This window comes from Sandaracinus amylolyticus (genome assembly GCF_021631985.1).
In the GTDB taxonomy this organism is placed as follows: domain Bacteria; phylum Myxococcota_A; class Polyangia; order Polyangiales; family Sandaracinaceae; genus Sandaracinus; species Sandaracinus amylolyticus_A.
In genome coordinates, this window is record NZ_CP070225.1 from 4,018,462 (window position 1) to 4,040,287 (window position 21,826).

At 69.6% G+C, this 21,826-nt stretch carries 29 protein-coding genes; 17 read left to right on the top strand and 12 right to left on the bottom strand.

Annotated features, from left to right (window positions below):
• Positions 1–29 precede the first annotated feature (29 nt).
• Genes I5071_RS16855 through I5071_RS16865 form a run of 3 tightly spaced genes read left to right on the top strand, consistent with a single transcriptional unit; the run spans position 30 to position 2,816 of the window.
• Entirely contained in the window at positions 30–290 is a 261-nt protein-coding gene (locus I5071_RS16855; protein WP_236606487.1) for a hypothetical protein, read from the top strand.
• Positions 283–2,010 (top strand): hypothetical protein, encoded by a 1,728-nt coding sequence (locus I5071_RS16860; RefSeq protein ID WP_236606488.1) that lies wholly within the window; start codon positions 283–285, stop codon positions 2,008–2,010. The genes I5071_RS16855 and I5071_RS16860 overlap by 8 nt, the downstream gene beginning before the upstream one ends.
• Positions 2,007–2,816, top strand: a complete 810-nt coding sequence (locus tag I5071_RS16865; RefSeq protein ID WP_236606489.1) for a hypothetical protein — start codon at positions 2,007–2,009, stop codon at positions 2,814–2,816. Before I5071_RS16860 ends, I5071_RS16865 begins: the two co-directional genes overlap by 4 nt.
• An 11-nt stretch (positions 2,817–2,827) precedes the next feature.
• On the opposite strand, the gene I5071_RS16870 is transcribed toward I5071_RS16865, so the two are convergent.
• Complete coding sequence (locus tag I5071_RS16870) at positions 2,828–3,142, bottom strand: hypothetical protein (RefSeq protein WP_236606490.1); 315 nt, start codon at positions 3,140–3,142, stop codon at positions 2,828–2,830.
• Positions 3,143–3,153: 11 nt separating this feature from the next.
• Here I5071_RS16870 and I5071_RS16875 point away from each other — a divergent pair, with 11 nt between their 5' ends.
• Genes I5071_RS16875 through I5071_RS16885 form a run of 3 tightly spaced genes read left to right on the top strand, consistent with a single transcriptional unit; the run spans position 3,154 to position 7,520 of the window.
• Positions 3,154–5,838 carry a hypothetical protein gene (locus tag I5071_RS16875; RefSeq protein WP_236606491.1) on the top strand — a complete coding sequence of 895 codons (2,685 nt, stop codon included), beginning with the start codon at positions 3,154–3,156 and terminating at the stop codon, positions 5,836–5,838.
• A complete protein-coding gene (locus I5071_RS16880; RefSeq protein ID WP_236606492.1) occupies positions 5,835–6,503 on the top strand; it encodes a hypothetical protein in 669 nt (222 codons plus the stop codon). Before I5071_RS16875 ends, I5071_RS16880 begins: the two co-directional genes overlap by 4 nt.
• Positions 6,504–7,520, top strand: coding sequence for a hypothetical protein (locus I5071_RS16885; protein WP_236606493.1), 1,017 nt, complete (start codon positions 6,504–6,506; stop codon positions 7,518–7,520).
• Between the two features lie 20 nt (positions 7,521–7,540).
• Here the strand turns inward: I5071_RS16885 and I5071_RS16890 are convergent, their stop codons facing one another.
• Complete coding sequence (locus I5071_RS16890) at positions 7,541–8,074, bottom strand: hypothetical protein (protein WP_236606494.1); 534 nt, start codon at positions 8,072–8,074, stop codon at positions 7,541–7,543.
• A gap of 248 nt (positions 8,075–8,322) precedes the next feature.
• Between I5071_RS16890 and I5071_RS16895 the strand changes: the two genes are divergently transcribed.
• Genes I5071_RS16895 through I5071_RS16920 form a run of 7 tightly spaced genes read left to right on the top strand, consistent with a single transcriptional unit; the run spans position 8,323 to position 12,699 of the window.
• Positions 8,323–8,631 (top strand): hypothetical protein, encoded by a 309-nt coding sequence (locus I5071_RS16895; RefSeq protein ID WP_236606495.1) that lies wholly within the window; start codon positions 8,323–8,325, stop codon positions 8,629–8,631.
• A gap of 3 nt (positions 8,632–8,634) precedes the next feature.
• On the top strand, positions 8,635–10,509 hold the full coding sequence (locus I5071_RS16900; RefSeq protein ID WP_236606496.1) for a hypothetical protein: 1,875 nt from the start codon (positions 8,635–8,637) through the stop codon (positions 10,507–10,509).
• 11 nt (positions 10,510–10,520) lie between these two features.
• Positions 10,521–10,913, top strand: coding sequence for a hypothetical protein (locus I5071_RS16905; protein ID WP_236606497.1), 393 nt, complete (start codon positions 10,521–10,523; stop codon positions 10,911–10,913).
• Between the two features lie 5 nt (positions 10,914–10,918).
• The gene (locus tag I5071_RS16910; protein ID WP_236606498.1) at positions 10,919–11,551 is read left to right on the top strand and encodes a hypothetical protein; all 633 of its coding nucleotides are present in this window, start codon (positions 10,919–10,921) and stop codon (positions 11,549–11,551) included.
• A complete protein-coding gene (locus I5071_RS16915; RefSeq protein ID WP_236606499.1) occupies positions 11,551–11,946 on the top strand; it encodes a hypothetical protein in 396 nt (131 codons plus the stop codon). The genes I5071_RS16910 and I5071_RS16915 overlap by 1 nt, the downstream gene beginning before the upstream one ends.
• On the top strand, positions 11,943–12,074 hold the full coding sequence (locus tag I5071_RS46625; protein ID WP_268921234.1) for a hypothetical protein: 132 nt from the start codon (positions 11,943–11,945) through the stop codon (positions 12,072–12,074). The genes I5071_RS16915 and I5071_RS46625 overlap by 4 nt, the downstream gene beginning before the upstream one ends.
• 4 nt (positions 12,075–12,078) lie before the next feature.
• Complete coding sequence (locus I5071_RS16920) at positions 12,079–12,699, top strand: hypothetical protein (RefSeq protein ID WP_236606500.1); 621 nt, start codon at positions 12,079–12,081, stop codon at positions 12,697–12,699.
• On the opposite strand, the gene I5071_RS16925 is transcribed toward I5071_RS16920, so the two are convergent.
• The 8 genes from I5071_RS16925 to I5071_RS16960 all read right to left on the bottom strand — a co-directional run bounded on the left by I5071_RS16925 (position 12,653) and on the right by I5071_RS16960 (position 16,996).
• Positions 12,653–13,444 carry a tetratricopeptide repeat protein gene (locus tag I5071_RS16925; RefSeq protein WP_236606501.1) on the bottom strand — a complete coding sequence of 264 codons (792 nt, stop codon included), beginning with the start codon at positions 13,442–13,444 and terminating at the stop codon, positions 12,653–12,655. The genes I5071_RS16920 and I5071_RS16925 overlap by 47 nt on opposite strands.
• 305 nt (positions 13,445–13,749) lie before the next feature.
• Positions 13,750–14,118 carry an HNH endonuclease signature motif containing protein gene (locus I5071_RS16930; protein WP_236606502.1) on the bottom strand — a complete coding sequence of 123 codons (369 nt, stop codon included), beginning with the start codon at positions 14,116–14,118 and terminating at the stop codon, positions 13,750–13,752.
• Between the two features lie 51 nt (positions 14,119–14,169).
• The gene (locus I5071_RS16935; protein ID WP_236606503.1) at positions 14,170–14,424 is read right to left on the bottom strand and encodes a hypothetical protein; all 255 of its coding nucleotides are present in this window, start codon (positions 14,422–14,424) and stop codon (positions 14,170–14,172) included.
• Between the two features lie 58 nt (positions 14,425–14,482).
• Positions 14,483–14,797: a hypothetical protein gene (locus I5071_RS16940; protein ID WP_236606504.1), complete on the bottom strand. Its 315-nt coding sequence runs from the start codon at positions 14,795–14,797 to the stop codon at positions 14,483–14,485.
• A gap of 11 nt (positions 14,798–14,808) precedes the next feature.
• Complete coding sequence (locus I5071_RS16945; protein WP_236606505.1) at positions 14,809–15,696, bottom strand: helix-turn-helix domain-containing protein; 888 nt, start codon at positions 15,694–15,696, stop codon at positions 14,809–14,811.
• A gap of 70 nt (positions 15,697–15,766) precedes the next feature.
• Complete coding sequence (locus tag I5071_RS16950) at positions 15,767–16,081, bottom strand: hypothetical protein (protein WP_236606506.1); 315 nt, start codon at positions 16,079–16,081, stop codon at positions 15,767–15,769.
• Between the two features lie 427 nt (positions 16,082–16,508).
• Positions 16,509–16,772, bottom strand: coding sequence for a hypothetical protein (locus I5071_RS16955; RefSeq protein WP_236606507.1), 264 nt, complete (start codon positions 16,770–16,772; stop codon positions 16,509–16,511).
• A complete protein-coding gene (locus tag I5071_RS16960; protein WP_236606508.1) occupies positions 16,772–16,996 on the bottom strand; it encodes a hypothetical protein in 225 nt (74 codons plus the stop codon). The genes I5071_RS16955 and I5071_RS16960 overlap by 1 nt, the downstream gene beginning before the upstream one ends.
• Positions 16,997–17,359: 363 nt before the next feature.
• Here I5071_RS16960 and I5071_RS16965 point away from each other — a divergent pair, with 363 nt between their 5' ends.
• A complete protein-coding gene (locus tag I5071_RS16965; RefSeq protein ID WP_236606509.1) occupies positions 17,360–18,373 on the top strand; it encodes an SIR2 family protein in 1,014 nt (337 codons plus the stop codon).
• 29 nt (positions 18,374–18,402) lie between these two features.
• Here the strand turns inward: I5071_RS16965 and I5071_RS16970 are convergent, their stop codons facing one another.
• A complete protein-coding gene (locus I5071_RS16970) occupies positions 18,403–18,804 on the bottom strand; it encodes a hypothetical protein (RefSeq protein WP_236606510.1) in 402 nt (133 codons plus the stop codon).
• 427 nt (positions 18,805–19,231) lie between these two features.
• Between I5071_RS16970 and I5071_RS16975 the strand changes: the two genes are divergently transcribed.
• The gene (locus I5071_RS16975; RefSeq protein WP_236606511.1) at positions 19,232–19,696 is read left to right on the top strand and encodes a hypothetical protein; all 465 of its coding nucleotides are present in this window, start codon (positions 19,232–19,234) and stop codon (positions 19,694–19,696) included.
• Positions 19,693–20,778 (top strand): serine/threonine-protein kinase, encoded by a 1,086-nt coding sequence (locus tag I5071_RS16980; protein ID WP_236606512.1) that lies wholly within the window; start codon positions 19,693–19,695, stop codon positions 20,776–20,778. The genes I5071_RS16975 and I5071_RS16980 overlap by 4 nt, the downstream gene beginning before the upstream one ends.
• A 426-nt stretch (positions 20,779–21,204) precedes the next feature.
• On the opposite strand, the gene I5071_RS16985 is transcribed toward I5071_RS16980, so the two are convergent.
• A complete protein-coding gene (locus I5071_RS16985; protein WP_236606513.1) occupies positions 21,205–21,519 on the bottom strand; it encodes a hypothetical protein in 315 nt (104 codons plus the stop codon).
• A gap of 37 nt (positions 21,520–21,556) precedes the next feature.
• Here I5071_RS16985 and I5071_RS16990 point away from each other — a divergent pair, with 37 nt between their 5' ends.
• Complete coding sequence (locus I5071_RS16990; protein ID WP_236606514.1) at positions 21,557–21,814, top strand: MafI family immunity protein; 258 nt, start codon at positions 21,557–21,559, stop codon at positions 21,812–21,814.
• Positions 21,815–21,826: the final 12 nt, after the last annotated feature.

A 21,826-nucleotide genomic window follows, 5' to 3' on the forward strand; every position in this document is an offset into this window, starting at 1 on the left:
AGCTCGACGCTGCCGAGCAGGCCACGCACGTGCGCCCTGAGACATGCCCGTGGGCCGGCTTCTTCGACCCGGACGTGCAGCTCGTGCGCTGGGCGCACGGCTTCTGGTCGGCGGGTCTGCACCACGCGTGGGGTGACGAGCCCGAGTCGTGGCTCGTCGAGGCGGTGGCGTTCTACCACCGCGCGCTCGAGGCCGCGGCGCAGGCCGCTCGAGAGAAGCCGCAGGGCCCCGGCCCCGGCGGGATCACCGTCGAAGAGAAGCCCGGAGGAGGGCTGAAGATCCGTGGCTGACGAAGTGAAGCACGTGCGCGTCGTGCTCGAGGCGGTCGGGGGAGCCCAGGCCGCCGAGGACGCGTCGCGCTTCAAGGCGTCGATCGACGGCCTCACGCAGGCCGAGGGCGTCGCGAGCGACGAGACCGCGGCGCTCCGCGCCGAGCTCGAGCGACTGCGAGCCCAGACGACGACGCTGCAGCAGGCGCAGCAGCAACAGCAGCGTGGACAGGCAGACTTCGCGCGGCTCGCGCAGGAGAGCACCGCGAAGGCGATCGACTTCACCACGAAGCTCGCCGGCGCGGCGGGTGCGGTGCAGTCGCTCACGGGCGCGCTCGGTGTGCAGGGCGGCGCAGCGGGTCTGCTCGCGAGCATGGCGGCGAGCGCCGCGGCGAGCGCGCAGCTCGGTGGCACGTTCGGGCCGAGCGGCGCCCTCGTCGGCGGCATCCTCGGCGCCGCGATCCCCGCGATCTCTGCGCTCTCCGAGCGTTTCGAAACCGCGATCGAGCGCACGCAGCGGCTCCGCGAGGAGACCGACCGGCTACGCGAGTCGATGATGGCGCAGCGCCTCGAGGCCGACATCGCGGGCGCGCTAGCCGATCCGTCGATGGCCGGCGCGATCCTCGGCGCGGTTCCGCCCGAGGTGCTGCAACAGCAGCGCGCGCTTGCGGCCGCGCAGGCGCGCGAGCTCGACGCCGATCGCTCGCGTCTCGAGCGGTCGCGTCAGCGCGACGGGCTCCGCCGCGAGGACACGACGCTCCCGGAGGTCGAAGCGGAGCTCAACGCCGCACGACAGCGCATGGCGTTGCTCGATCAGGAGATCGAGCGACGCGGCGCCCTCGAGGCCGCGCAGCGCCGACAGACTGAGGCGACCGGGAGACTGACCGCGGTGCAGAGCGAGCAGGACCTCGCGACGCAGGCGCGGCTCCAGGCCTCGCAGCGCGCCGAGGAGGCCTATCAGCGCGAGCAGGAGGCGTGGGAGCGCTACAACGAGTCGATTCTCCGCGGCCTGCAGCAGGAGCAGGACGCGCGGCAGCGCCTGCTCGACCTCATCACCGAGCAGTACGAGAAGCAACGCTCCGAGGAGGAGCGCACGCTGCGCGCGACGCTCGAGGCGAAGGCCGCGAACGAGCGCGTCGACGCGGAGACCGACCAGCGCGAGGAGGCGCGTCTCGCGCGCGCGCTGCGCCGGCTCGAGCAGGACGCGAACGAGCGCCAGGAGAGCCTCGACCGGCAGACCGAGAAGCGCGAGGAGGAGCTCCAGACGTTCTCCGACCTCGCGAGCGGCGTGAGTCGCTCGCTCGTCACCGCGGTGAGCGAGATCGCGAGCGGCGCGAAGACCTCCGAGGAGGCCTTCAAGGGGATGCTCGCGAGCTTCCTCGCGGCGATCGCCGAGCAGGCTCTCATCAAGGCGGCGTTCGAGTACGCCGACGCGGTCGCATCCGCGGCGCGGCAGGACTGGGGCGGCTTCGCGTCGCACATCGCCGCGGGTATCGCGTTCACCGGCGTTGCGGTCGCGACGGGCGCGGCGGCCGGTGCGGTCTCGGCGCCGCCCGGACAGGGGCAGCAGGCATCGTCGCCCGATCGCGTCGCGGCGAACGACGGCAACTACGGGCGCACCATGTTCGTCAACAACTGGAACGCGCCCGTGGTGTCGGCGGGCACCGAGGCCGACGTCGGGCGCACGCTCGATCGCCTCGGGCGCCGCGCCTACCAGCGCTACGGGAGGGTCGCGGCGTGACGCTCTACGTCGAGACCGGCTTCGACCTCGAGGCGCAAGGGCCGATCACGTTCACGCTCACCGAGAACGGGATCGCGGTCGGCGTCGTGCAGATGATCGCGGGGAAGTACTTCCTCACGATCGACGGCACGACGATCACGCGGCCCGACTTCGAGACCGTGCTCGCGTTCGGGTGGGCGCCGTTCCTGCCCGCGCTGAAAGCCGCGCTCGAGGCGGTCGGCGCGGGCACGTACACCGTGACCTTCAACCCGGTCACGCAGCGCATCGCGATCAGCGTGACGGGCGTCGCGACGTTCTCGATGTCGGGCTTCAACGCGCACGCCCTGAAGGTGCTCGGCTACACGGGCGTGCTTGGCAACGCGGCGTTGCACATCGCGATGCGGGCGCCGTGGTACCGCATCCAGACGAACCTCGGGATGCTCACCGACTTCTTCTGGGACGAGGAGGAGGACGGGGATCTCGGCGAGGAGGTGATCGCCCACGACGCGACCGACTCCGCGATCGCCGAGGACGAGCTCCCGGTGAAGTTCGACGCCGTGCTGCCGCACGAGCCGCGCGCGATCGTGTGGAACGAGTTCGCGAGCACATCGACGCCCTTCACGTGGCAGCGGCTCTTCCGGCACGTGCGCAACGTGCTGCCGCTCTGCCTCGACTTCTCAGACGGCACGATCACGCGGAAGTTCTTCATCCGCATGCGCCGCGAGGGGCGTCTATTCGCGCCGAGGCCGCGCCCCACGCCGGTCGGGAAAAACTGGTGGGAGGCGGCCGACATCGCGATCATGGCGCGCCGCATCGGGCACACCTGATGCGCGCCGCGCTACTCGCAGTTCAGCAGCTCGAGCGCGTCGTCGAGCGAGACGCAGACCACGGTGCCGTCGAGGTTGTCCGCGTGACCGCATCCCGGCATGTCGCCGGGGCCGGAGCACATCTCGATCGCGCCCCTGCAGAGCGCGCCGTCCTGACGCTCACACACGATGGTTTCGTCGTCCGCGCAGCCCATCGTGATCAGGCACACGTCGGGCGTCGTCGGCGAGGGGTCCGGATAGCACTCGCACGCTGGGACCGACTTCACCGTCTCGTTCGCGCACGCCACGAGGAGCAGTGCCGCGATCACCCCCACCACGTTTCGCATGGAGCGACAGCATGAGTCTCGATCGCATCATCGCAACCGGGCGCGGGAAGCTGAACGCACGCATCGAGATCGAGGGGTTCGGCTACCAGCCGGTCACGCGCGGCGCGATGGTGCAGACGCTCGCCGACGGTCGCGAGCGCGTGAACGGGCTGAAGCTCGAGGGGATGAAGCTCGCCGCGCGCCTGAACCTGCCGACGGGCAGCATGGAGGCGCAGGGGTTCACGGTGCTGTGCGTCGACCCGACGCCCGCGCGGAAGATCATCGAGGCCTTCCGGAAGCGCCCGACGCACCGCACGTGGCTCTTCGGCTACATCTCGAAGAGCGCGACCACAGTCCCGGTGTTCAGCACCGACGGCTGGCCGAGCGAGGGCGTGCTGCACATCGGGACCGAGGCGATCCGATACACCGGCAAGACCTCGACGACGTTCACGGGCTGCACGCGCGGCTACTGGAACAGCGAGCCGCAGGCGCACTTCGCGGCCGACGCGAGCTCGATCGCTGCGGCGTTCGAGGCGGACAACGCGGCGATGGCGTTCCCGGAGGTCACCGACCGTCCGACGACGATCGAGGGCCGCCGGCTTTTCTTGCACCTCTACGGCGAGGGCGACGCGCCGCTCGGCGAGGGCACGCAACGATGGCAGGGCGTGTGCCGCACGAGCCCGAAGTTCGAAGGGCTGAAGGTCACGTTCAACGTCGACCCGCCGACGTCGATCCTCGAGCAGCAGATCGGCGGCGACGTCGCGAGCCCCGTCGGCATCCGCGGGATCTACTACCCGTGGTCGGCGCCCTTCGTGCTCTCGCTGTCGCGCGGCGGGACAGCAGCGAACGCACCGGGCGGGACGCTCGTAACGGTCCGCGTTGTCGGCTTCTTCGCCGACCAGGCGACTTTCTGCGCGGCGCTCACGAGCGCGATCGCGACAGCGACCGCGGGGTGGACCGGGACGATCGTCGCGCGCCCAACCTCGATCGGCTTCGATCTCGTCTACACCACCCCGTCCGCGAGCCAGCGATGGGTCGCGGTGAACGAGGGTCGCGCGGGCTGGCTCGCGATCGACGAGCGCACCTTCGACAAGCCGACGAACGGCGCGTGGTTCAACGAGGGGACCGGTGCGACGGAGACGGTGTCGGTCGCTGCCTCCACCGCCTACGTCTACTCGTTCGCGTCGCCGGTGCCTCGCGCGTACTTCGGAGCGCGGACGCCGTTCACCGACGCCGATCCCCGAGGCGGCACGTTCACCGAGCCCACGCAGGCCGCGACGTGGCCGGCGGGCCGCATCTACCTAGGCGGCCTCGTCGCGCTCTCGGCCGACATGGTGATGGCCGAAGAGGGCGACCCGCCGGTCTTCTCTCGCGTCGGCGCCGTCGATGCGGCGAATCGCTGGGTGAGCATGGGCGAGCTCGCGCAGTTCCGTCCGCTCGGGCCCGAGACGCGCTTCCGCCTCGGCCGCGTGTTCGCGCGCGGGACCGTCGCGGACCTCGTCGACGCGCTGCTCGCGACGTCGGCCGACATCGCGAACGCCGGCGCCGCGCCGCTCCTGCGCGAGAGCGACATCGACGCGGTGGCGTTCCGCGCGGCGGTCGCGGAGGGCATCGACACGCCGGCGAGCAACGATCGCGCGTTCATCGCCTTCGGTCAGGACTGCACTCTGGGCGAGCTGCTCGGGCCCGAGCTCGTCGCCCGCGGGCTCCACTGGACTCTCTCGAGCACCGGACAGCTCGGCGCGCGCGCGGCACGGCTCGCTGCGCAGACCGAGGCCGCAACGCTCCGCATCCGCGTCGATCCGACGCGCGACGAGGGCGCGAAGCCCGTCGGAGGCATGCCGACGCTCGAGGAGGGCGCGCTCTGGGGCTTCGTGAGCGACCTCGTGTACCTCACCGGCTACGACCCGCTCGAGGACGAGCACACCGGGCCCGAGGTCCGCTTCATCAACGTGCAGGCGCGATCCCCGACGCGCGTCGCGAAGAAGCTTGAGCTCGCGCAGAAGAGCATCCCGGGCGCGCGCCTCACGACGTCAGGCCCGCGCGGCGGCACCGCGGGCGAGCCGACGCAGGAGCAGGTCGGGCAGATCGGCCGCTTCTGGCTCGGTCTGCTCGGCGGCACGTACGACATCCTCACGAGCCAGGTCGGCGCGGCGGCGTTCAACGCGCAGCTCGGCGACGCGATCGCGACGAGTTCGCGCTATGTGCCCGACGAGGATGGGACGCTCGGCGTCGACGATCTGCTCGGCGTGCTCATCGGCTTTGCGTGGGACCTCGACGCGATGCGCGGCACGCTCGAGCAGCTCACGCACTCACGCCCGCTCGTCGGCTACTCGCCCGAGTTCCGCATCGACTCGCACGTGGGCGCGAGCGACGTGTGGGAGCTCGGTTGCAACGTCGCGGAGGAGAGCGACCAGCCGATCGGGACATGGTTCCAGGTCGGCGATCGCGTGCGCGCGGTCGAGTGGAACACGCTCACCCCGAGCGAGGCCGCGGGGACCATCAGCTCGGTCGTCGACGAGCAGACCATCGAGGTGACGTTCGACGCGCCGTGGGATCCGTTCGGCGGCAGCACGGGCCTGTGGACGGTGCGCCCTCTTATCTCCGACGAGCAGAACCGAGCCGACAACCTCGGTCGCTTCGCGTTCGTCGCGGAGAGCACCGGCCGCGTGCCGTTCGCCGACACGACAGAGGACGCACGGGTGATCGCGCCATGACGACGAGCGAGTACGAAGGACGGGTGCTGCTCCCGAGCACGCGCCTCGAGGGCCGCGAGTCGCTCTCGTCGCACGCGCTGCGGCTGCTCGCGAGCAACGCGCACCACCTCGCCGACCAGAGGTGCAATCACCTCGTGAACTGGGTGGCGCCGAAGATCTCGCTCGCGTCGCCCGGGCAGACGACGGTGGTCGCGCGCATCCCGAACCCCGTCTCGACGTCGTTCGTGCGCGTCGCGATGTACGGGCCGTTGCCTCTCACGCCGCGCGACGAGGGCCGCTCCTATCCGCTGCGCCTCGAGCTCGCGGGTGCAGCGAGCTCCGCGGGCACGGCGGTGACGTTCGCGGCGGTGCTGGTGCCCGCGCCGACGCTCGGCACCGACTACGTCACCGACTCGTCGATCATCGCGAACCGCGGTGTGATCTTCGCCGCGACGACATCGACGACGCCGGCGTGGCTCGCCGCGGCGAGCGGGTCGAAGTTCTTCGAGCTCGATCCGTCGATCGTTGCGGAGGGCTGGGGCGCGCGCCCGACGCTGCGCGACACCGGCGGAGAGCCGGCGAGCGTCGACACCTGCGAGGCGTGGCTCGTCATCTACGCGAAGTCGGCGGGGCCGGTCACGCCGCGCGTCTACGGCGTGCATCTCTCGGAGTACGTGGGGGCCTGAATGCCTGAATCGACGCGTGTTCCTTCGGTGCGCCGCACCGTCCCGCTCGGCGAGGCTGTACAGGTCGGCAGATCCGTCGCGGCGCGGCAGTGGAGCGAGCTCGCGCCGCTCGTGAACTACCTGCGCGGCCGTGGCTCGGTGCTCATCCCCGGGCACGCGCCGATGCTCATCGTCGACGCCGCGGGCTCGCTCGGCCCCACCAATCGGAACCTGCGCTATCGCACGCGTCCGAGCGGACGCGCGATCGCGCGCGTGTGGCTCTTCGAGCTCGTCGGGAACACGGGCGGCGACCGCGCGACAGTCAGCGTCGGAGCATCGACTATCTCCGTCGCAGTCGGGCCGCTCACGTCGTCGGCGGATCGCGCGTTCCTGCTCGTCGAGACCGCATCCAAGACGACGGCGATCTCGTCGATGACGGTCGCGCTCGCGGCGGTCTCCGGGGCGGTGCAGATCGTCGGTGTGACGTGCTGGGAGCTGCCGCGCGCGCAGCTCACGAAGGACGCGACGGACCTCGGGATCGACCTGGGCACGCTCGACAGCGGGCGCCCGATCCTCGACCGCGACTACGAGTCTGTCGCGGGCGTGTGCGAGGCGCTCGCGAGCGCCGACGGCCGGCGCGTCGGGCTCGTGTCGTGGTGGGGCCCGCAGCTGCAATTCGCGAGCGGCACGTACGAGAGCGTGTTCGAGCTCCCGATCCGCATCGTCCCGCCGCGCGTCGGGATGGGCGACTCGATCCGAAGCTGCCAGTGGACGCTCTACGCGTGGTGCGACGTCGGCACGACCGGCGACGCGCGCATCGTCACGGACACGGGCGCGGTGAGCGGGCTCGCGTCCATCACCGCGACGACCGGCACCTGGCTCGATCCGGGGGCGCGCGCGTTCCGCTGCGAGCAGGCGGGCACCGTCGACGGTCTGCCGAGCGGCACGTGGCCGACGGTGCAGCTCGAGGTGCGGCGCGCGAGCGGCGCGGGAAACGTCTACGTGCAGGGCTTCAACCTGTACGACGGGCTCTGGTGAGCGACGCGGTGGCGCGCCCATCAGCGCACGTGGAAACGCGCGCGCAGGCGTCGCGACCCACTCATCCCCGCCCGCGCGGGCTCGCTGCTCGTTCGCACGTAGCGGCAGCCACAGTACACACGCGCGATGCCGTCCGCGAACTCGACCTCCCGCGTCACGCAGTCGAGCTCCGGAAGCGGCGGGTCACCAGTGCAGGTCCAACCCGAACTGCATGGCGTTCCGCTTCCGAAGTCGACCCTTCCACACAGAACCGCGAGCATCGGAGCGCCGCCTTCGCGAGCCTCCGGGAAGGGCACCTCGGCGTACCAGTTCGTCGACTGCGTTTCGTCCCACGACGCGTCGTTGCCGAGTCGACTCACGAGCGTCCGCTCGATCGAGCACTCCGCATCAATCGTCACCTGCGCGTCGGCGTCGTCGCTCGCGCCATCGCGTAGCGACTCGCCCGCGTCGACCATAGCGTCACCGAGATGCTCGACGACGTCGCTACCGCACGCCCACGCGCCCGCCGCGATCGCCGCAACGAGCGCACCCGCTGTCCACCGTGGCTTCGTCATGACCGCGAGGCTCGCACGGCTGCTCTCGTGCTCGCAAACCGACCGCGCGCGCATGGGCCGTACGACGCGCTCACCTCGCGAACTCGCACCAGAGCACGAGCGCCGCACTCTCGGACGGCGCCACGAGATACAGGGACGCACCGCATCCAAGCATGCTCGCACGCGATGGCGTCCGGATGATGACGCGCGCGGCATGGTGCGCGCGTCATCATTGTCGGCCCGAGATCGCGCGCAAAGGCTGCGCGCGCATGGGCCAGTACGAGTCGCAGGCAGCGCATCGGCCGCTCCCCGGGCCCGGCACGAAGGTCTCGTTCACCACGAGCGCGGGCGGCGAGGTCGATCTCTCCGCGCACCTCGGCAAGTACCTGATCGTCATCGCGACCGCGAAGGTGCACATCCGCTCGGGCGTGCCCGGCTCGGTCGGAGCGCCGACGACGGACGACGTCTACCTGCCCGCCGACGTCTCGCAGGACTTCAAGGTCACCAACAGCCGCAGGGCGATCCGACTGATCGGCGCGGCCGCGGGCGACCTCCACTACTCGCTCGTCGACGAGTGATCGGTGCGGCGCGCGGACGACATGCGCGTGCGCAACCGTCGCCCGGGCGCGGGCTCCGCGCGCCGTGCGGGGTTCCGCGGGATCGGTGGCGGCGGCGGTGGCGGGAGCGACCCCTCACTCTGGTCCGTCGACTACTCGCAGCTCACGGTCACGCGCAACACCGAGGCGACGCTGCTCACGGGCGCGCCGAGCTCGAGTCAGTTCATGCGCGTCGCCGCGCCGAACGCTCCGCGCTACGAGGATCGCGGCGACGGCGCGGGCCCCCTCCTGCTGATCGAGGGGCTGCGCGAAGCGACGAACGCTCTCTCGCAGGCGCTGGACGGCGCCACGTGGGGGACGCTAGGCGCGATGGCCGACTCGACGCCGGTCGCAAACTACGCGATCGGCCCGCTCGGGCGCGGCGCTGTTCGTCTCGCGACGCCGACGGGCACGAACCGTCGGCAGCAGACGCGCGCCGCGGTGACGACTGTGCCCCAGGCGATCAGCGCATGGGCGCGCGCGGCCGTCGGGTCGAGCGCGCACATCTCCGCGTTCGCAGGAGGCTCGGCGATCGTCGCGGCCGGCGACGCAGCGCTCACGAGCACGTGGAAGCGAATCTCGGCGCTCCTGACGACCTACGTTTCGGGCGGGACCAGCTACTACATCCAGGAGAGCGTCGCGCGGAACACGGTCGGCGGCCTCGCCGCGGGCCCGCGCGACTCGGTGATCGACCTCTATCAAGCCGAGGTCGGTCGCTTCCCGTCGAGCGCGATCCGCACCCGCGCGAAGTCGTCGGCGTTCAACACGCCGCGCTACGCCGACACGATCGTCGGCACGAGCGCGCAGGTCCCTGCCGGGATCTTCTCGGGGCCGGGCCGCTTGTCGCAGTTCTCGCCGGTCTCCTCGAGCGCAGAGATGGCGAGCGGGGAGGAACGCTGGCTCCTCTCGATCGACGGCAACCAGAGCGGCATTCGTATCCGCCACACGGGCACGAACATCGTGCTGGAGGCGCTCGCCGCGGGCGTCGTCGTCGCGTCGCTCACGCTCGGCGCGTGGGCCGCGCACGCGCTGCTCGGCGCGCTGACGTGGGATCCCGGCGCCGGCACGGTCGGCCTCGGTGGCGTCACCAGTGCGCCGGGCAGCTCGTGGAGCTGGACGCCCGGCAACGTGCGGGTCGGTGGCATCTACGGCGGCACGGGGGAGGTCTGGGCGCGGCTCGGAGCGCTCACCGCGCCCGGCGGCGCTGCGACGCTCGGGACGACGCCCGAGGCGATCGACGTCATGTGGTGGGGCGACTCGCTCACGTGCGGAACGCTCGCGACGCTCGCGCAGTGGCGGAAGGTCGTCGGCGAGATCGACGCAGCGCTCCCGCACTATCAGCGTCGGTACAACCCGATCGGCTTCTGGCAGAACGCCAACCCCGCCTTCGACAACGACTGGTCGATGAGCGTCGGCGGCGCACAGGTGTCGACGCTCACCGGGTGGTTCTCGGCGTGGAACCTCGCGACGCTCGGCCTCACTCCGGCGATCGCTCCGATCTGCATCGGCACGAACAACCTCGGCACGGGCGGCCAGAATCCGACCGACCTCGCGCCGCTCGTCGGCGGTCTGATCGACCTCATCGCGGCGGCATGGCCGGGGGTGCTGATCCCGCTGCAAAAGCTCCCGCCGCGATTCGACGCGGCGGCGAGCAAGGTCGTGGACTGGAACGCGAACTTCCACGATGTCGTCGTCGCTGACGCGGTCACGCGCGGCCACAACGTCATCAGCGACGACACGCTCGCGACGGCCTGTGCGGCGGCGACGTACGCCGACCTTTTGCACCCCGACGCGGCCTCCGCGCCTGCGATCGGCGCCGCGATGCACGCGGCCTATCAAGAGTGGGCAGCGCTCCTGTGAGTGGAGGACGCATGAGCAACGCATCCGAGCTCGACCTCGACGACCTCCCCAACACGCGCGACGCCGCGCACGCGGTGAGGCTGCCGACGCCGGCTGACATGCCGGCGCGCGTGCTCGCGCTCGAGCTTGCGGCGAACGCGCGGAAGCGCGATTCGCAGCGGGCGCACCACGACCTCGACGGCCGCGTCGCGGCGCTCGAGGGCCTCGTGCGCCGCCTCAGCTGGATGGTGCTCGGCGGCTCCGCGACGGTCGCGACCGCGTGCGTCGGGGTGGGTCTCTACGTGGGCACGCAGGTCGCGACGCTCGAAGCCGCGCTCTCGCGCGTGGAGCGCCACGAGACGCGCATCGAACGCATCGAAACGAAGCTGATGAGCGACGCGCGCGCGGAGCTCGAGGAGAGGTGATCGAGATGAGCGAGAGGATGCAGGAGGCCGCGCTCGCCGCGGCGCAGCTGCTCGGCCTGGTGATCGCCGGGATCGTGCTCTACCAGATGGGCCAGACCGAGGTCGGCTCGCTGGTAATCGGCGCGGCGCTCGGACACGCCGCACCCCGGCGCGCTCGCGGAGGAGGCGGGGTGCCGCCCGTGGCCCCGCTGCTGATGCTGCTCGGCGCGATCGCGCTCGGTGCGCTCTCGGGTTGCGACGGCCCGCCGGATGCAGCGCGCCGATCGGTCGAGGTCGCGACCGTCGTGCTCCTCGACGCCGATCGCGACGCCGCGGTGCGCTACACGGCGGCAGCCGAGGCCGCGATCGAGCGGTCGACGACGCTCGCGGAGTACCGCGCGGCGATGAGCCCGCACGACGCGCTCGAGCAGGCGCTGCGCGTCTCGCAGAGCACGATCCTCGCGGCCGACGCCGCCCTCGACGCGTGGCGCGCAGGCGGGGCCGAACGATGGCCGCAGCTCGCGGCCTGCGTCGTCGTCGCGCTCGCCGATCTGCGGAGCGCGCTTGCGGCGGTCGGTCTCCCGACGCCGCCCGAGCTCGATGCGGTGATCACCACGGCGCGCTCGTTCGCGCTCGACGCGTGCGAAGGGGAGGCGTGATGAACTGGGTATCCCTCGGCTTCGAGATCGCGCTCACGCTCGCGCGCGCGATCGTCTCGGCGATCCAAGCGGGCGACGCGTCCATCCTCGACAAGCCCGTGCGCGAGCTGCTCGGGCCCGAGCTCGCGACGACGCTTGCGAAGAAGGTCGCGGACGCGAAGGCGCACGCGAAGTTCGGCGAGGCGTCGATCGTCGTGAACGGGCGCACGACGCCGATCGCGGCGGCGGTCATCGACTATGCGCTCGCGCGCTCGCTCGGCGGGTACGCGGAGGGCAGGAGCCCGTCGATCACGTGGCGGGCGGGCGGACGCGCGGGAATCCTCTCGCCCGGCAGCGCAGCGATCGCCGTGACGCCCGACCTCGTACTGAACGTGGTCGACACGGGCAACGCGTGAGGCCGCGCCCGCCGCCGTACTGGTGGATCGTCGAGCCCGTCGCGGTGCTGGTGAGTGTCGTCGTGCTCGGCGCGGCGCTCGCGACCGCGATCGAGGCGCTGCGCTGGCTCGGCTCTCTTGTGGGGTGATCCGATGACGAGACTCGCGTTCACGGGCGACCGCAACCGGCCGGGCAAGAAGGACTGGAGCGGCGCGTTCGCGCCCGAGGCGCTGCGCTTCGCGGGCCACGCGCGGGACGTTGCGCGCATCCCGCTCGATGCGACCGCGAGCGACATGCGCATGCTCATCTCGGCGTCGATCCGATCCGCGGGTCCGTCGATCGTCGGCTTTTTCTGCCACGGGCTCACGCGGCGCATCGAGCTCGGCTTCGACATGGGCACCGTCGACGAGCTCGCCGCCGCGCTCGCTGAGGTCGGCTGCTCGCGCGTCGCGCTCTACGCGTGCTCGACGGGCAGCGGCAAGGGACCCGGCGGCGACGGCGGCTTCGCCGATGCGCTGCGCGACGCGATGTGCCGCGCGGGCCTCGTCGACGCGCGCGTGCTCGCCCACGAGACCGCGGGCCACGCGACGCAGAACCCGCGCAAGCGCTTCTTCGACGGGATGGGATCGCCCGTCGGCGGTGTCGGCGGCTACTGGATCGTCGAGCCCGGCTCCTCGCTGTGGAAACCGTGGACGCGGCGGCTGCGCGAGGATGCGGACTTTCGGCTCACGCTCGTCGAGATGTGCGTGGGCGAGATCCACCGCGAGCTTTAGACGTGGTCGAGTCTCCTGAACGCTTCCCAGCGGGCGAGCTCCCGTTTTCCACCGCTGGCAGCAGATCGTCCGGTCGGAACGACGGGTGCAGCGTGAGCGACCCGCCACGTCGAAGCACAGCTTCTATCGGCACCTTCAGCCCCATCCGTTCCTCGTACCACCCAATCAGCGCGCGCTGCGCGTACCAGAGGAACGGAATCTGTGGGCGACCAATGTCAAGCAACCGCACGAGTTCCAACTTCCGCTCGGCGTCCGTCTCGAGCAGCGCGTCCACCAGCCGAGAGAGCGGGTGATCGTCCGGCGTTGCGAGTCTAGAGAGGACCTCTTGGCCGGCGTCAACCTCCCCGATCGCAATCCGCAGCAAAGCAAGCGCGACGAGCGTCTCGGATTCGTCAGGCGCGACTCTATCCAGCATCGCCGCGGCATCTGCGAATCGACCGACCTTCGTAGATCGATAGGCGAGTTCAATGTACAGCTGCGACCAGAAGCGCTGCGAAGACGATGGATCCGCGCCATCCGGCAGGACCGAGAGGGGCGAAGAAAGGTCGTGCGACGCCATCGGGAACGCGAGCACGTTGATGCGATAGAGCGAACGCAACCACCCGCGCTGTGGGCGCTTCACTTCGACCGGACGTCCGAACCAATCGAAATACAACGAGCGGACGTTCGCGGGGAACTCTACGTCGGCCGCGAATGGGCTTACCCGGAGCACACAGTCGACGCCGTTGAGATCCTTGATCGGCATTCGAAGCCACAGCTCGACGACTCCGTAAGTGCCATCACTCTCGACGAGATCGTGGAACGCGTCGACTCAGTGTTCCGCCGCCGCGCGCAGCGTACCGCCGCCGCCACGAAATGAACTAATCTTTGGAAGATCCCGTTCGAACTCGGGGAACTTGCCCGACCACGTCCGAACAAGGTGATCCACGAACGCACCGCGCGTGAGCCGCTGAAACCTGAGTTTGACGCTACCCGCGTGACCAGCATCGATTCGCCAGCCAACCGCCTTCGGGCTGAACTCGGCGTCACGTAGCGACTTCGTGTACGCCGTCAGAGCCAAACGACGAGCGACGAACCCCGCGCCTCCCCGCCTCCAGCAACGAACTTCGACGGCAGTTCTAGAAGACGGGTGGCAAGACGCTCAGTGACGTAAGGCGCTCGCTTGAACGCGCGCAGGCGCTCGGTCGAGTAGAGGCCGCGATCATTGCCCTTGGGGTCCGCTGCATCGTGATGGACGCGACAGAGCGCGATCATCCCTTCGGGATTGTGCGAGCGCCCCTCGTGAAACGGGGGATCGAAGTGGTGGAACGTGAGGAGCGGGTTGCCGCATCCAGGTACGGGGCACCCGTAGTTGACCTCCGCCCTCAGAGCCCGTTGCACGGCCTCAGGGATCGCCCGTGTCTGTTCGTCTTCGCTCATCGACAGAATCGTACTCCCTCCCGTCGGTCGCGAGGTCGGCGTGAGCGACGGCTACGAACCCTGCGACCGCACCCGCCCGTACAGGGCGAGCAGCTCCCGCTCGAGCTCCGCGTGCGACCACTGCCGCACGGGCGAGTCGATCGGCGCGTGCCACGTCGACGCGCGCAGGTAGACGGTGTAGCCGCGCACGTCGTACTCGACTTCGCATCCGTGCCAGCGATGGCCGCGGCGCAGGAGCGGCGCCCAGCGGAGGCCGAGGCCCACCGACTCGGGCCACGAGACGACGACGATGCGGCGCTCGCTCACGGGCGCGGCGCGGACGTCGCCTGCCGCACGGTGATCGCGTCGCCCGCGTGCTCGACGATCACGCCTCCGAGCCACCGGCCGTCGCGGTGCACGAGGTCCCATCGCGTGCGGCGAGCCGCAGCAGCTCGCGGCCGAGATCGGCGGCGTGCTCCGACGACAGCGGGATCTCGGCATCGCCGGTCGGCGTCACGACGCGGAGCGCGAGCGGGTATGTCGAGACGTTCTCGCCCTCTCGCGGATCCCGGAGCCGGACGCGGACTTCGGCGAACGGACCGAGGGAGTGCCACCGCGCGAGAGTGCGCTCGCGGTGCTCCGGCTCGCCGGCGATCGGGTCATCGACGATCACGGCGTCAGGGCGGCGGTCGTTGCTCATCGACACCGATCCTACTCCTCGCGCTCGATCCTCGGCCGACGCGCACGCAGCCGGAGGTTGCCTCCGGTGTCGTGCCACTGCGCGTCCGGCGGCGTCTCCTCGCCGACCTCCGGATCGAACGTCTTCCAGCGCTCCGCGACGTCGGCCGGGTTGTTGATCTTCTCGACAACCCGGTACCGCCCACGGACGAAGAACGGGCCGAGCGTGAACTCGTCGGATCGGGTCGCCGGCTCGAGAACGAACATCCGCTGCGCGTGTCGCCCACCGTCGCCGAACTTGATCGCGACGCGCCGGAACTCGCGGATGACGCCGTCGATAACACGGCCGTCACGGCCGCTCTCCTCGAACGCTCCGCCCTTCACCATGAAGCTCGCCCCCGGCGCGTTCCCGATGCGGAGCTCGAGCGCAGGCGCGGGCGCCGCGCGGGGCCCGCGGCGCGCCACGCGCTCGCGGTAGGTCGCGATCGACGCGGGGTCGATCAGGTACACGTTCCCGCGCTTCACCGCGGCGAGCTTCTCGCTCGCGATCGCCTGACGCACGGCGCCCTCGCTCATCTCGAGCCTCTCAGCAGCTTCCGCGACGGTGAGCGAGAACGCGGCGTTCGCCGCGCCCGCATCGAGGTTCCCACTCTGCACGCGCTTGGCGTCGAGCAGGTCCTGCATCACGTGCCACACGGGGTTCGCGTGCACGGCCTTCGTGACCGCACCGCGACCCGGGAACACGCTCTGATCGAGCACGGGGTTCCCGCGGCCGTAGACGAGTTCGGAGAGCTGCGCCTCGCTCACGCCGGGATCGTGCGCGGCGCGCTTCACGCGCTCGAGGAAGGTCGCGACCTCGGCGCTCGGCTTCGCGTACTCGATCACCTCGCCGAGGATCGTCGTGTAGCGCTCGGTGGTCATGGCTCTCTGTTCCTCTCGCTCGAAAAGGCGACGGGGGGCTCGCTTCCTCCAAGCGGCCCCCCGTCCAGAATCAGACGATCTCGGCCACCCCCAGGTACCGGGTGTAGATGGCGAGCTGTCGGTAGTGCGCTTTCGCGAAATCGATGACTTCGCGGAGCGCATCCGCCTGCTTCACCATCCCCTCGACTGCGACGACCATCGCGACCGTCGCGTCTCGGTAGGTGATTCCGCCCTCGTCGCGCCAGAGGCCCTCGCTGCCCTTTGGGAGCCAGCTGAGGCCTCCGAAGCGGTCGAGGACGAAGGCCTCGAACACGCGGTGGTGAGTGGCGGAGAAGTGCTCGCCGTCGTTGTCGGCGAGCGGGACCAGGATGGTCACCTCGATCATCTGTCTTCCGTTTTCAAGGAGTCCCGGGGTCCGCCCGGTCGGTTGTCGACGTTGCCGCCGACCAGATGAAACTAGCACTTCAACTGACGCGCGCAACAGTTTTGACGACAGTAACCGTCGATTGCGCGGGTGATGTAGGAGCGTCGCGCGAACGTGCCTTCACGCGGCCGAGCGCTCGTCTGGTCTGACGATGGTCACCACGCCGGAGCGGACCGCGTCGGGTCCGAGCCGTCGCGCGACGCGCACCATCTCGTCGAGTCCGCACGCGACGCACACGAACCGTCGGTCCGCGAACACCCACGCCCGCTCGCACGCGCGGCAGATGTGGCGTCGACATCCCCCGCGACACCGATGCGTCCGCCGCTCCGCTCCACAGGCCTCGCACGTCACGCGAATGAGGACGCGCGCGGCGCGCCGGTCTGACGCGCTATGGCGCCTGCAGGTCGGGCGGGAGCAGTTCCGGCACGCCATCGATCTGGATCGCGATCGTGCGCGCCACGAGCTCGAGCAGTTCGGGAGTCAGCCCCGCGCCGTGGGCCGCCCGCCACGACGTCCAGTCGTCATACCGCACGAGCAGCGCGTCCAGGTCGGTCGCCACGCAGTACTCGACGCGCCCTCCGCTCGCGAGCTTGCCGAGGGGCGACCACGGGCGCTCGGGCTCCGCGTGCGCCCTCACGAGGTACATCCGCATCACGCGTTCGCGGCGAGGAGCAGCCCGCCGCGGAGCGGACGCGTCGCGAGCTCGAGCACCGCGGCCATCTCGCGCTCGCCAACGAGCTGTACGAGCCCTGGTGCGCGCTCGCGCAGGAGGCGCTCGAGGCGCGTGCGATCGAAGAACGGCGAGTAGTCGAACGCCATCTCGACGATGCGACGGCGCGCGGCGATGCGGCGCGTGAGCAGCGAGCGACGCTTCATGCAGAGACGGAGAGCACGACGGGTCGGGCCGCGCAACGCGCGCGAGCTCGCGCCGATGCGACGGGCATGGAGACCTGGAACAGCTGGACACTGTGGGCACCCGGCGACGGGTACGGGTGGCGACTCGAATTGCACGAGCGCGAGACCGGCGGGATCCCCATCGATGCCGAGCTCGTCATCGGGCACAGGCGCTCGTGGCTGGTCTGGCGAATCGGCGACGCGGGGAAGGTGCTCCGACGGGTGTCGAGTGCGAGTGCGTAGCGCGCGGAGCACCGGCGCGCGCAGACGAGTATTCTTCTATCCATGACATCGCACGTGATTGTTCTCGGGGCCGGTGCATCCGTGGACTGCGGGGGCCCCGTGATGCGCGACTTCCTCGACATCGCCGAGGACCTGATGCGTGACCGGGCCTCCGGGGTGGATCACGCGGCGTTCGCTCGGGTGTTTGAGGGCATTCACCACCTGCGGCGAGCGCATTCGAATGCGCAGCTCGACGTTCAGAACATTGAGACGGTGCTCGCTGCGTTCGAGATGGCGGAACTGTTCGGCACGCTCGGTGACATGGCTCCCGAGGACGTCAAGAAGCTCTCCGCATCGATGCGAACGCTGATCGTCGACACCATCGAGAACAGAATTCAGTTCAAGAGGGGAACCGCCTCGCTGGAGCCTCCGCGCACGTATTCGTGGCTGGCCCTCCTCTGCAAGCAGATGCTCGACGACGGCAAGCCGCCGACGATCATCACATTCAACTACGACACGGCGCTCGACTACGCGCTGCATTACTACCGAGCGAATCCGTCGTACTGTCTCGATGGCGCGGAGCCGAACGGCGTCCGGCTGCTCAAGCTTCATGGCTCACTAAACTGGGCGACCTCGCCCGATGCGCCGGAAGAGATCGTCGCCCTTCCGTGGTCGCAGCTCACAGGGTCCATGCATCTCGGATCGTCCGAGACGCTCTCCGTTCCCGTGAGCAAGTTCCTGGGGAAGCTCGGCGACAAGTACGCCCGCAGACCGGTCATCGTTGCTCCGTCGTGGAGCAAGCTGCCGTCGTATCAACTGCTCGCACCAGTATGGCGGCGGGCCGCGCGTGAGCTCCGCGACGCGGAGTACATCGACGTCGCGGGATTCTCGCTCGCGGCATCCGACGGCTTCTTCCAGATGCTCTACGGGATCGGAACTACGGGCCGCGCGCGCATTCGGCGATTCGCAGTGGCCGACCCCAACATCGAGGAGATCCGAGACCGGTTCGAAAACCTGCTCGGACAAGCTGCGCTACCTCAGTTCAAGCCGGTCGATGAGTACTTCGATGGTTTCGTAGAGAACCATCTGCGGCATGCTTGGGGATACCCGACGTACCCGCTCCATCACTACTACTAGCGGCTTCGAAGCTTGCCCGGCGCGAGCGCCTAAGGATCGGTCATCGCTGCGAGCTCGGCGATTCGCGCGTCCGTGATGTCGCGCTCGACGAGGTACCGCGCCGCGCGCTTCAGCGCGCGCAGGCGGGGCTTGTCGTCGCCGAGCATCCCGACGACCAGCGCGTGCGTCTCGGTCGCGTCGGCGTGCGCAGCGAGGCGCGCCGCGACACCGAGCACGCCCGCGTGCGCATCGGCGATGTGCTCGCGCAGGTCGCGCTCGAGCTCGGCCGCGACGTCGCCCGGGAGCCGTCCGCGCCGATGCGCGATCGTCCACACCGAGACGAGCCCGCCCGGCGCGATCGACGCCGTCGCGCGCGCATCACCGAGCCCGTCGACGCCGACCGAGACGCGCCACTCGATGCCGTCGATCACGAGCGCGCCCGTCGGCGCCACGAGGCGGGCGAGCTCCGCGCCCGCGCGCGCTCGCTCGTCGGCTGCGCGCCTCGCGGCTTCGGCCTCCTGCCGAGGGGTCGGGATCTTGGCGCCTCGAACACCTGAGCGACCGGAGATCATGGACGTCCAGACGCGAGGGCGGACGCGCCACTGACGCTGACGTCAGAACGGCGCCGAATCGAATGCGCGCGAACTACAGCGCGCGAACATACGACCCGGAGACACGACGCCGTTCCGGTCCGAGCGGTTCGAGCTCGACGAGCGGCTTGGACATGCGTCTCGACGTCCCCCCTGGGGGCGTACTGACGTCTGGCTAGGGAAAACACTGACCCTGATGAATGTTCGCGTGCCGCTGTTGCCTTCCCGGACAGCAGCATTACCGATCCCACCCCTTCGGCCGGGGCCGGCCAGAGCTTGCGGGGGGTGCATGAGGGCTTTGGGAGTTCGCGCGATCAACGGCGGTGCGCACTGGGTGCTCGTCGAAGGCACTGTCACCGCGCCGAAGCTCATCGCGAGCGGTGCGATCGAGAAGGCGAAAGCATTCGACGACAACAAGGCGCTGAGCAATCTCCGAGAGAAGCTCCGCGCGCTAATCACCGACCAGAAGGTCGACGCGGTCGTCGTTCGCGAGAGCGACTACACGCCGGGCGCGACGAAGCTCTTCCCGCGCGTGCGAGCCGAGGGTGTCGCGCTCGAGGTTGCGTCGGCACACGCGAAGCCCGTCGAGCTCCTCAAATGGCCGACGATCGCTTCGCGACTCGGCGTCGAGAACAAGGCAGGAAAGCGGAAGGGATACCTCGCAGCGCCTGAGTTCCGCGGCGTCAATTGCGCTGGGTTTTCCGCGGAGGACCACGACGCGCTGCACGCCGCCTGTGCGGGGCTCGCAAAGTGAGCTCGGCACCTAGCAGAGAACGGCGCGTCGCGATCAGTTCTCGATTCGAGCGCATCGAGCGGATCGGCCGTGGCGAAGGCCAAAACTCGCAGGTCTGGCGTGCCTTCGATCGCCAACGTGGCGACCAGGTGATCCTCAAGGAGATCGACTTACGCTTCTTCGACGGCGATCCCGAACTCTTCTTCGAGGAGACGCAAGCGGTTTGCGCCGCGGCCTGCGACCGCGTCGTCCCGCTCTACGTGGCCGGCAGGAACGACACGCACATCTGTCTGACGATGCCGATCATGGCGGGGTCGCTCGCGAAGGAGATCCGCGATGCACCGATCCCCGCGGCCCGTGCAATCGCGATCGGCCAGGACATCTGCGATGGCGTCGGTGCAGTTCACCGAGCCGAACGTCTTCACCTGGACCTCAAGCCCGCGAACGTGCTTCTCGACGCTCACGGACGAGGTGTGATCGCCGACTTCGGGCAAGCGATGCGCGTCGACGGGCTCGGAATCGCGATCAGCGAGCCACGCATGTACGAGCCCTACTGGCCGCCCGAGGTCTTCGCTAAGAAGCGGTCGCTCACCGTCCTCTCCGATGTGTATCAGATCGGCCTGACCCTCTATGCAGCGGTCAACGGCGACAACTGGTATCGCTCCCAGCTCGATCAGCTGCACGAACTCGAGCTCGCGCCGAAGATCCTTGACGGCACGTTCCCCGATCGCGACGCGTTCTTGCCTCACGTTCCCGATCACCTGCGCCGCGTCATCCGGAAGGCGACGGCGCTCAAACCCAGCGATCGCTTCGAATCCGCCGCGGACCTATCCGACGCTCTGGGAGACGTCGACCCGAAGCACCCGTGGCGCGTGACCCAGGACGATCACGATGGCTATGCATGGGTGTTGGACGAGACGGCCGACCGCTCGGCCGTGAAGGTCTATGCACGCTTCGACGGCAAGTACTGGAGTGTCGAAGTCTGGACGCAGACCGGCGACGCATCGCCGCGAAAACGCGCCGCGAGCAGCCTCTGGGGCAAGAAGCTGACGTGGGTGAAGGCCAACACCCTCCTCAAGCGCGCTTTCCGCTCGCTGCCCTAGGCCTTGCTCGTTTCGCGGCGGGTCGCGCGTTCGACAAGCGGATTCGATCCTGTAGGCACAGGCTGCAAAACGGGTTCTCCGCTGCCGACCGCGCCGATGTTTGGCGCTGTCGCCGACAGAATCGGCAGATCCCCGGCTCGCCCATATCGCGCTTCATTCTACGCGCTCGCCGCGCGACACATACATACCTGATCACAAGATCAGCATCAACACGCAGCTGGCTTCCACCTGAACTTCCACTTCGAGCGCATCGCGTTGCATCGGCCCGCAACGCCACGAGGCGCTAACTGTTGAAGATCACACGACTTCGATCATGGTTGCGGGCCCGACATCCCTCTTCCCAAGCTGAATGTCGTGGGTTCGAATCCCATAGCCCGCTCTGAAAATCCGGTAGGCGTCTGAGTCGATCCCCGGCTCGATCCCCGGCTACGCACCCCCTTTCACGACCTTCACCACGGCGTGGACGGCGGTGCGTTTCTCGTCCTCGCCCACCTTCGAGTACCGCTCGTTGTTCGCCTCGTCGGCGTGGCCGATGAGCGCCTGACGCACGAGCTCGCTCGCGTGCTGGCGTACGAGGTTGTTCCAGGTGTGCCGGAGGCAGTGCACCGCGGGGCGGTCGCCGAGCTTGATCTTCGCGACGGCGCAGACCTTCTCGACGCTCTTCCGGACGTACCCGTTCGTGACGTACTGGACGGTGCCTCGCCGTTTCCTCGCAAACGCCTGGCTTCGGGTACCGTCCACCACCAAGCTCGCGCGCGGCCGGGAGCACGGAGCCGCGGTGCGCGACTACGACGAGCGATTCGATCGATTGCGAGAGTCCCTCGCCGAACGCGTGGACGCCGCGGTCCTCAGTGACGCGCTCGCATACCTCTCGTTTCGCGAGTGGGGCCTCGCCCTCGAAGCGCTCTGCGACCAGCTCCTCGAGCACGCCGTGGTCATCTCGCAACGCGAGTGCGAACTTATCGAGGAGCTCAGGTCGGCGATGGGGATCCCGAAGGAGCGCCTCGCGTTCGTGCGCGAGCTCGTCGCCCGCTAACGACCGCGCTCA

What these genes read in the sequence shown, in the direction of transcription:
- I5071_RS16890 (WP_236606494.1), bottom strand. Translation starts at nt 8,074, where the DNA reads ATGACGAAGCCACGGTGGACAGCGGGTGCGCTCGTTGCGGCGATCGCG.
- I5071_RS16895 (WP_236606495.1), top strand. Translation starts at nt 8,323, where the DNA reads ATGGGCCAGTACGAGTCGCAGGCAGCGCATCGGCCGCTCCCCGGGCCC.
- I5071_RS16950 (WP_236606506.1), bottom strand. Translation starts at nt 16,081, where the DNA reads ATGATCGAGGTGACCATCCTGGTCCCGCTCGCCGACAACGACGGCGAG.
- I5071_RS16915 (WP_236606499.1), top strand. Translation starts at nt 11,551, where the DNA reads ATGAACTGGGTATCCCTCGGCTTCGAGATCGCGCTCACGCTCGCGCGC.
- I5071_RS16975 (WP_236606511.1), top strand. Translation starts at nt 19,232, where the DNA reads ATGAGGGCTTTGGGAGTTCGCGCGATCAACGGCGGTGCGCACTGGGTG.
- I5071_RS16920 (WP_236606500.1), top strand. Translation starts at nt 12,079, where the DNA reads ATGACGAGACTCGCGTTCACGGGCGACCGCAACCGGCCGGGCAAGAAG.
- I5071_RS16870 (WP_236606490.1), bottom strand. Translation starts at nt 3,142, where the DNA reads ATGCGAAACGTGGTGGGGGTGATCGCGGCACTGCTCCTCGTGGCGTGC.
- I5071_RS16960 (WP_236606508.1), bottom strand. Translation starts at nt 16,996, where the DNA reads ATGAAGCGTCGCTCGCTGCTCACGCGCCGCATCGCCGCGCGCCGTCGC.
- I5071_RS16940 (WP_236606504.1), bottom strand. Translation starts at nt 14,797, where the DNA reads ATGAGCAACGACCGCCGCCCTGACGCCGTGATCGTCGATGACCCGATC.
- I5071_RS16955 (WP_236606507.1), bottom strand. Translation starts at nt 16,772, where the DNA reads ATGCGGATGTACCTCGTGAGGGCGCACGCGGAGCCCGAGCGCCCGTGG.
- I5071_RS16875 (WP_236606491.1), top strand. Translation starts at nt 3,154, where the DNA reads ATGAGTCTCGATCGCATCATCGCAACCGGGCGCGGGAAGCTGAACGCA.
- I5071_RS16925 (WP_236606501.1), bottom strand. Translation starts at nt 13,444, where the DNA reads ATGCCGATCAAGGATCTCAACGGCGTCGACTGTGTGCTCCGGGTAAGC.
- I5071_RS16930 (WP_236606502.1), bottom strand. Translation starts at nt 14,118, where the DNA reads ATGAGCGAAGACGAACAGACACGGGCGATCCCTGAGGCCGTGCAACGG.
- I5071_RS16880 (WP_236606492.1), top strand. Translation starts at nt 5,835, where the DNA reads ATGACGACGAGCGAGTACGAAGGACGGGTGCTGCTCCCGAGCACGCGC.
- I5071_RS16945 (WP_236606505.1), bottom strand. Translation starts at nt 15,696, where the DNA reads ATGACCACCGAGCGCTACACGACGATCCTCGGCGAGGTGATCGAGTAC.
- I5071_RS16965 (WP_236606509.1), top strand. Translation starts at nt 17,360, where the DNA reads ATGCGCGACTTCCTCGACATCGCCGAGGACCTGATGCGTGACCGGGCC.
- I5071_RS16885 (WP_236606493.1), top strand. Translation starts at nt 6,504, where the DNA reads ATGCCTGAATCGACGCGTGTTCCTTCGGTGCGCCGCACCGTCCCGCTC.
- I5071_RS16905 (WP_236606497.1), top strand. Translation starts at nt 10,521, where the DNA reads ATGAGCAACGCATCCGAGCTCGACCTCGACGACCTCCCCAACACGCGC.
- I5071_RS16910 (WP_236606498.1), top strand. Translation starts at nt 10,919, where the DNA reads ATGAGCGAGAGGATGCAGGAGGCCGCGCTCGCCGCGGCGCAGCTGCTC.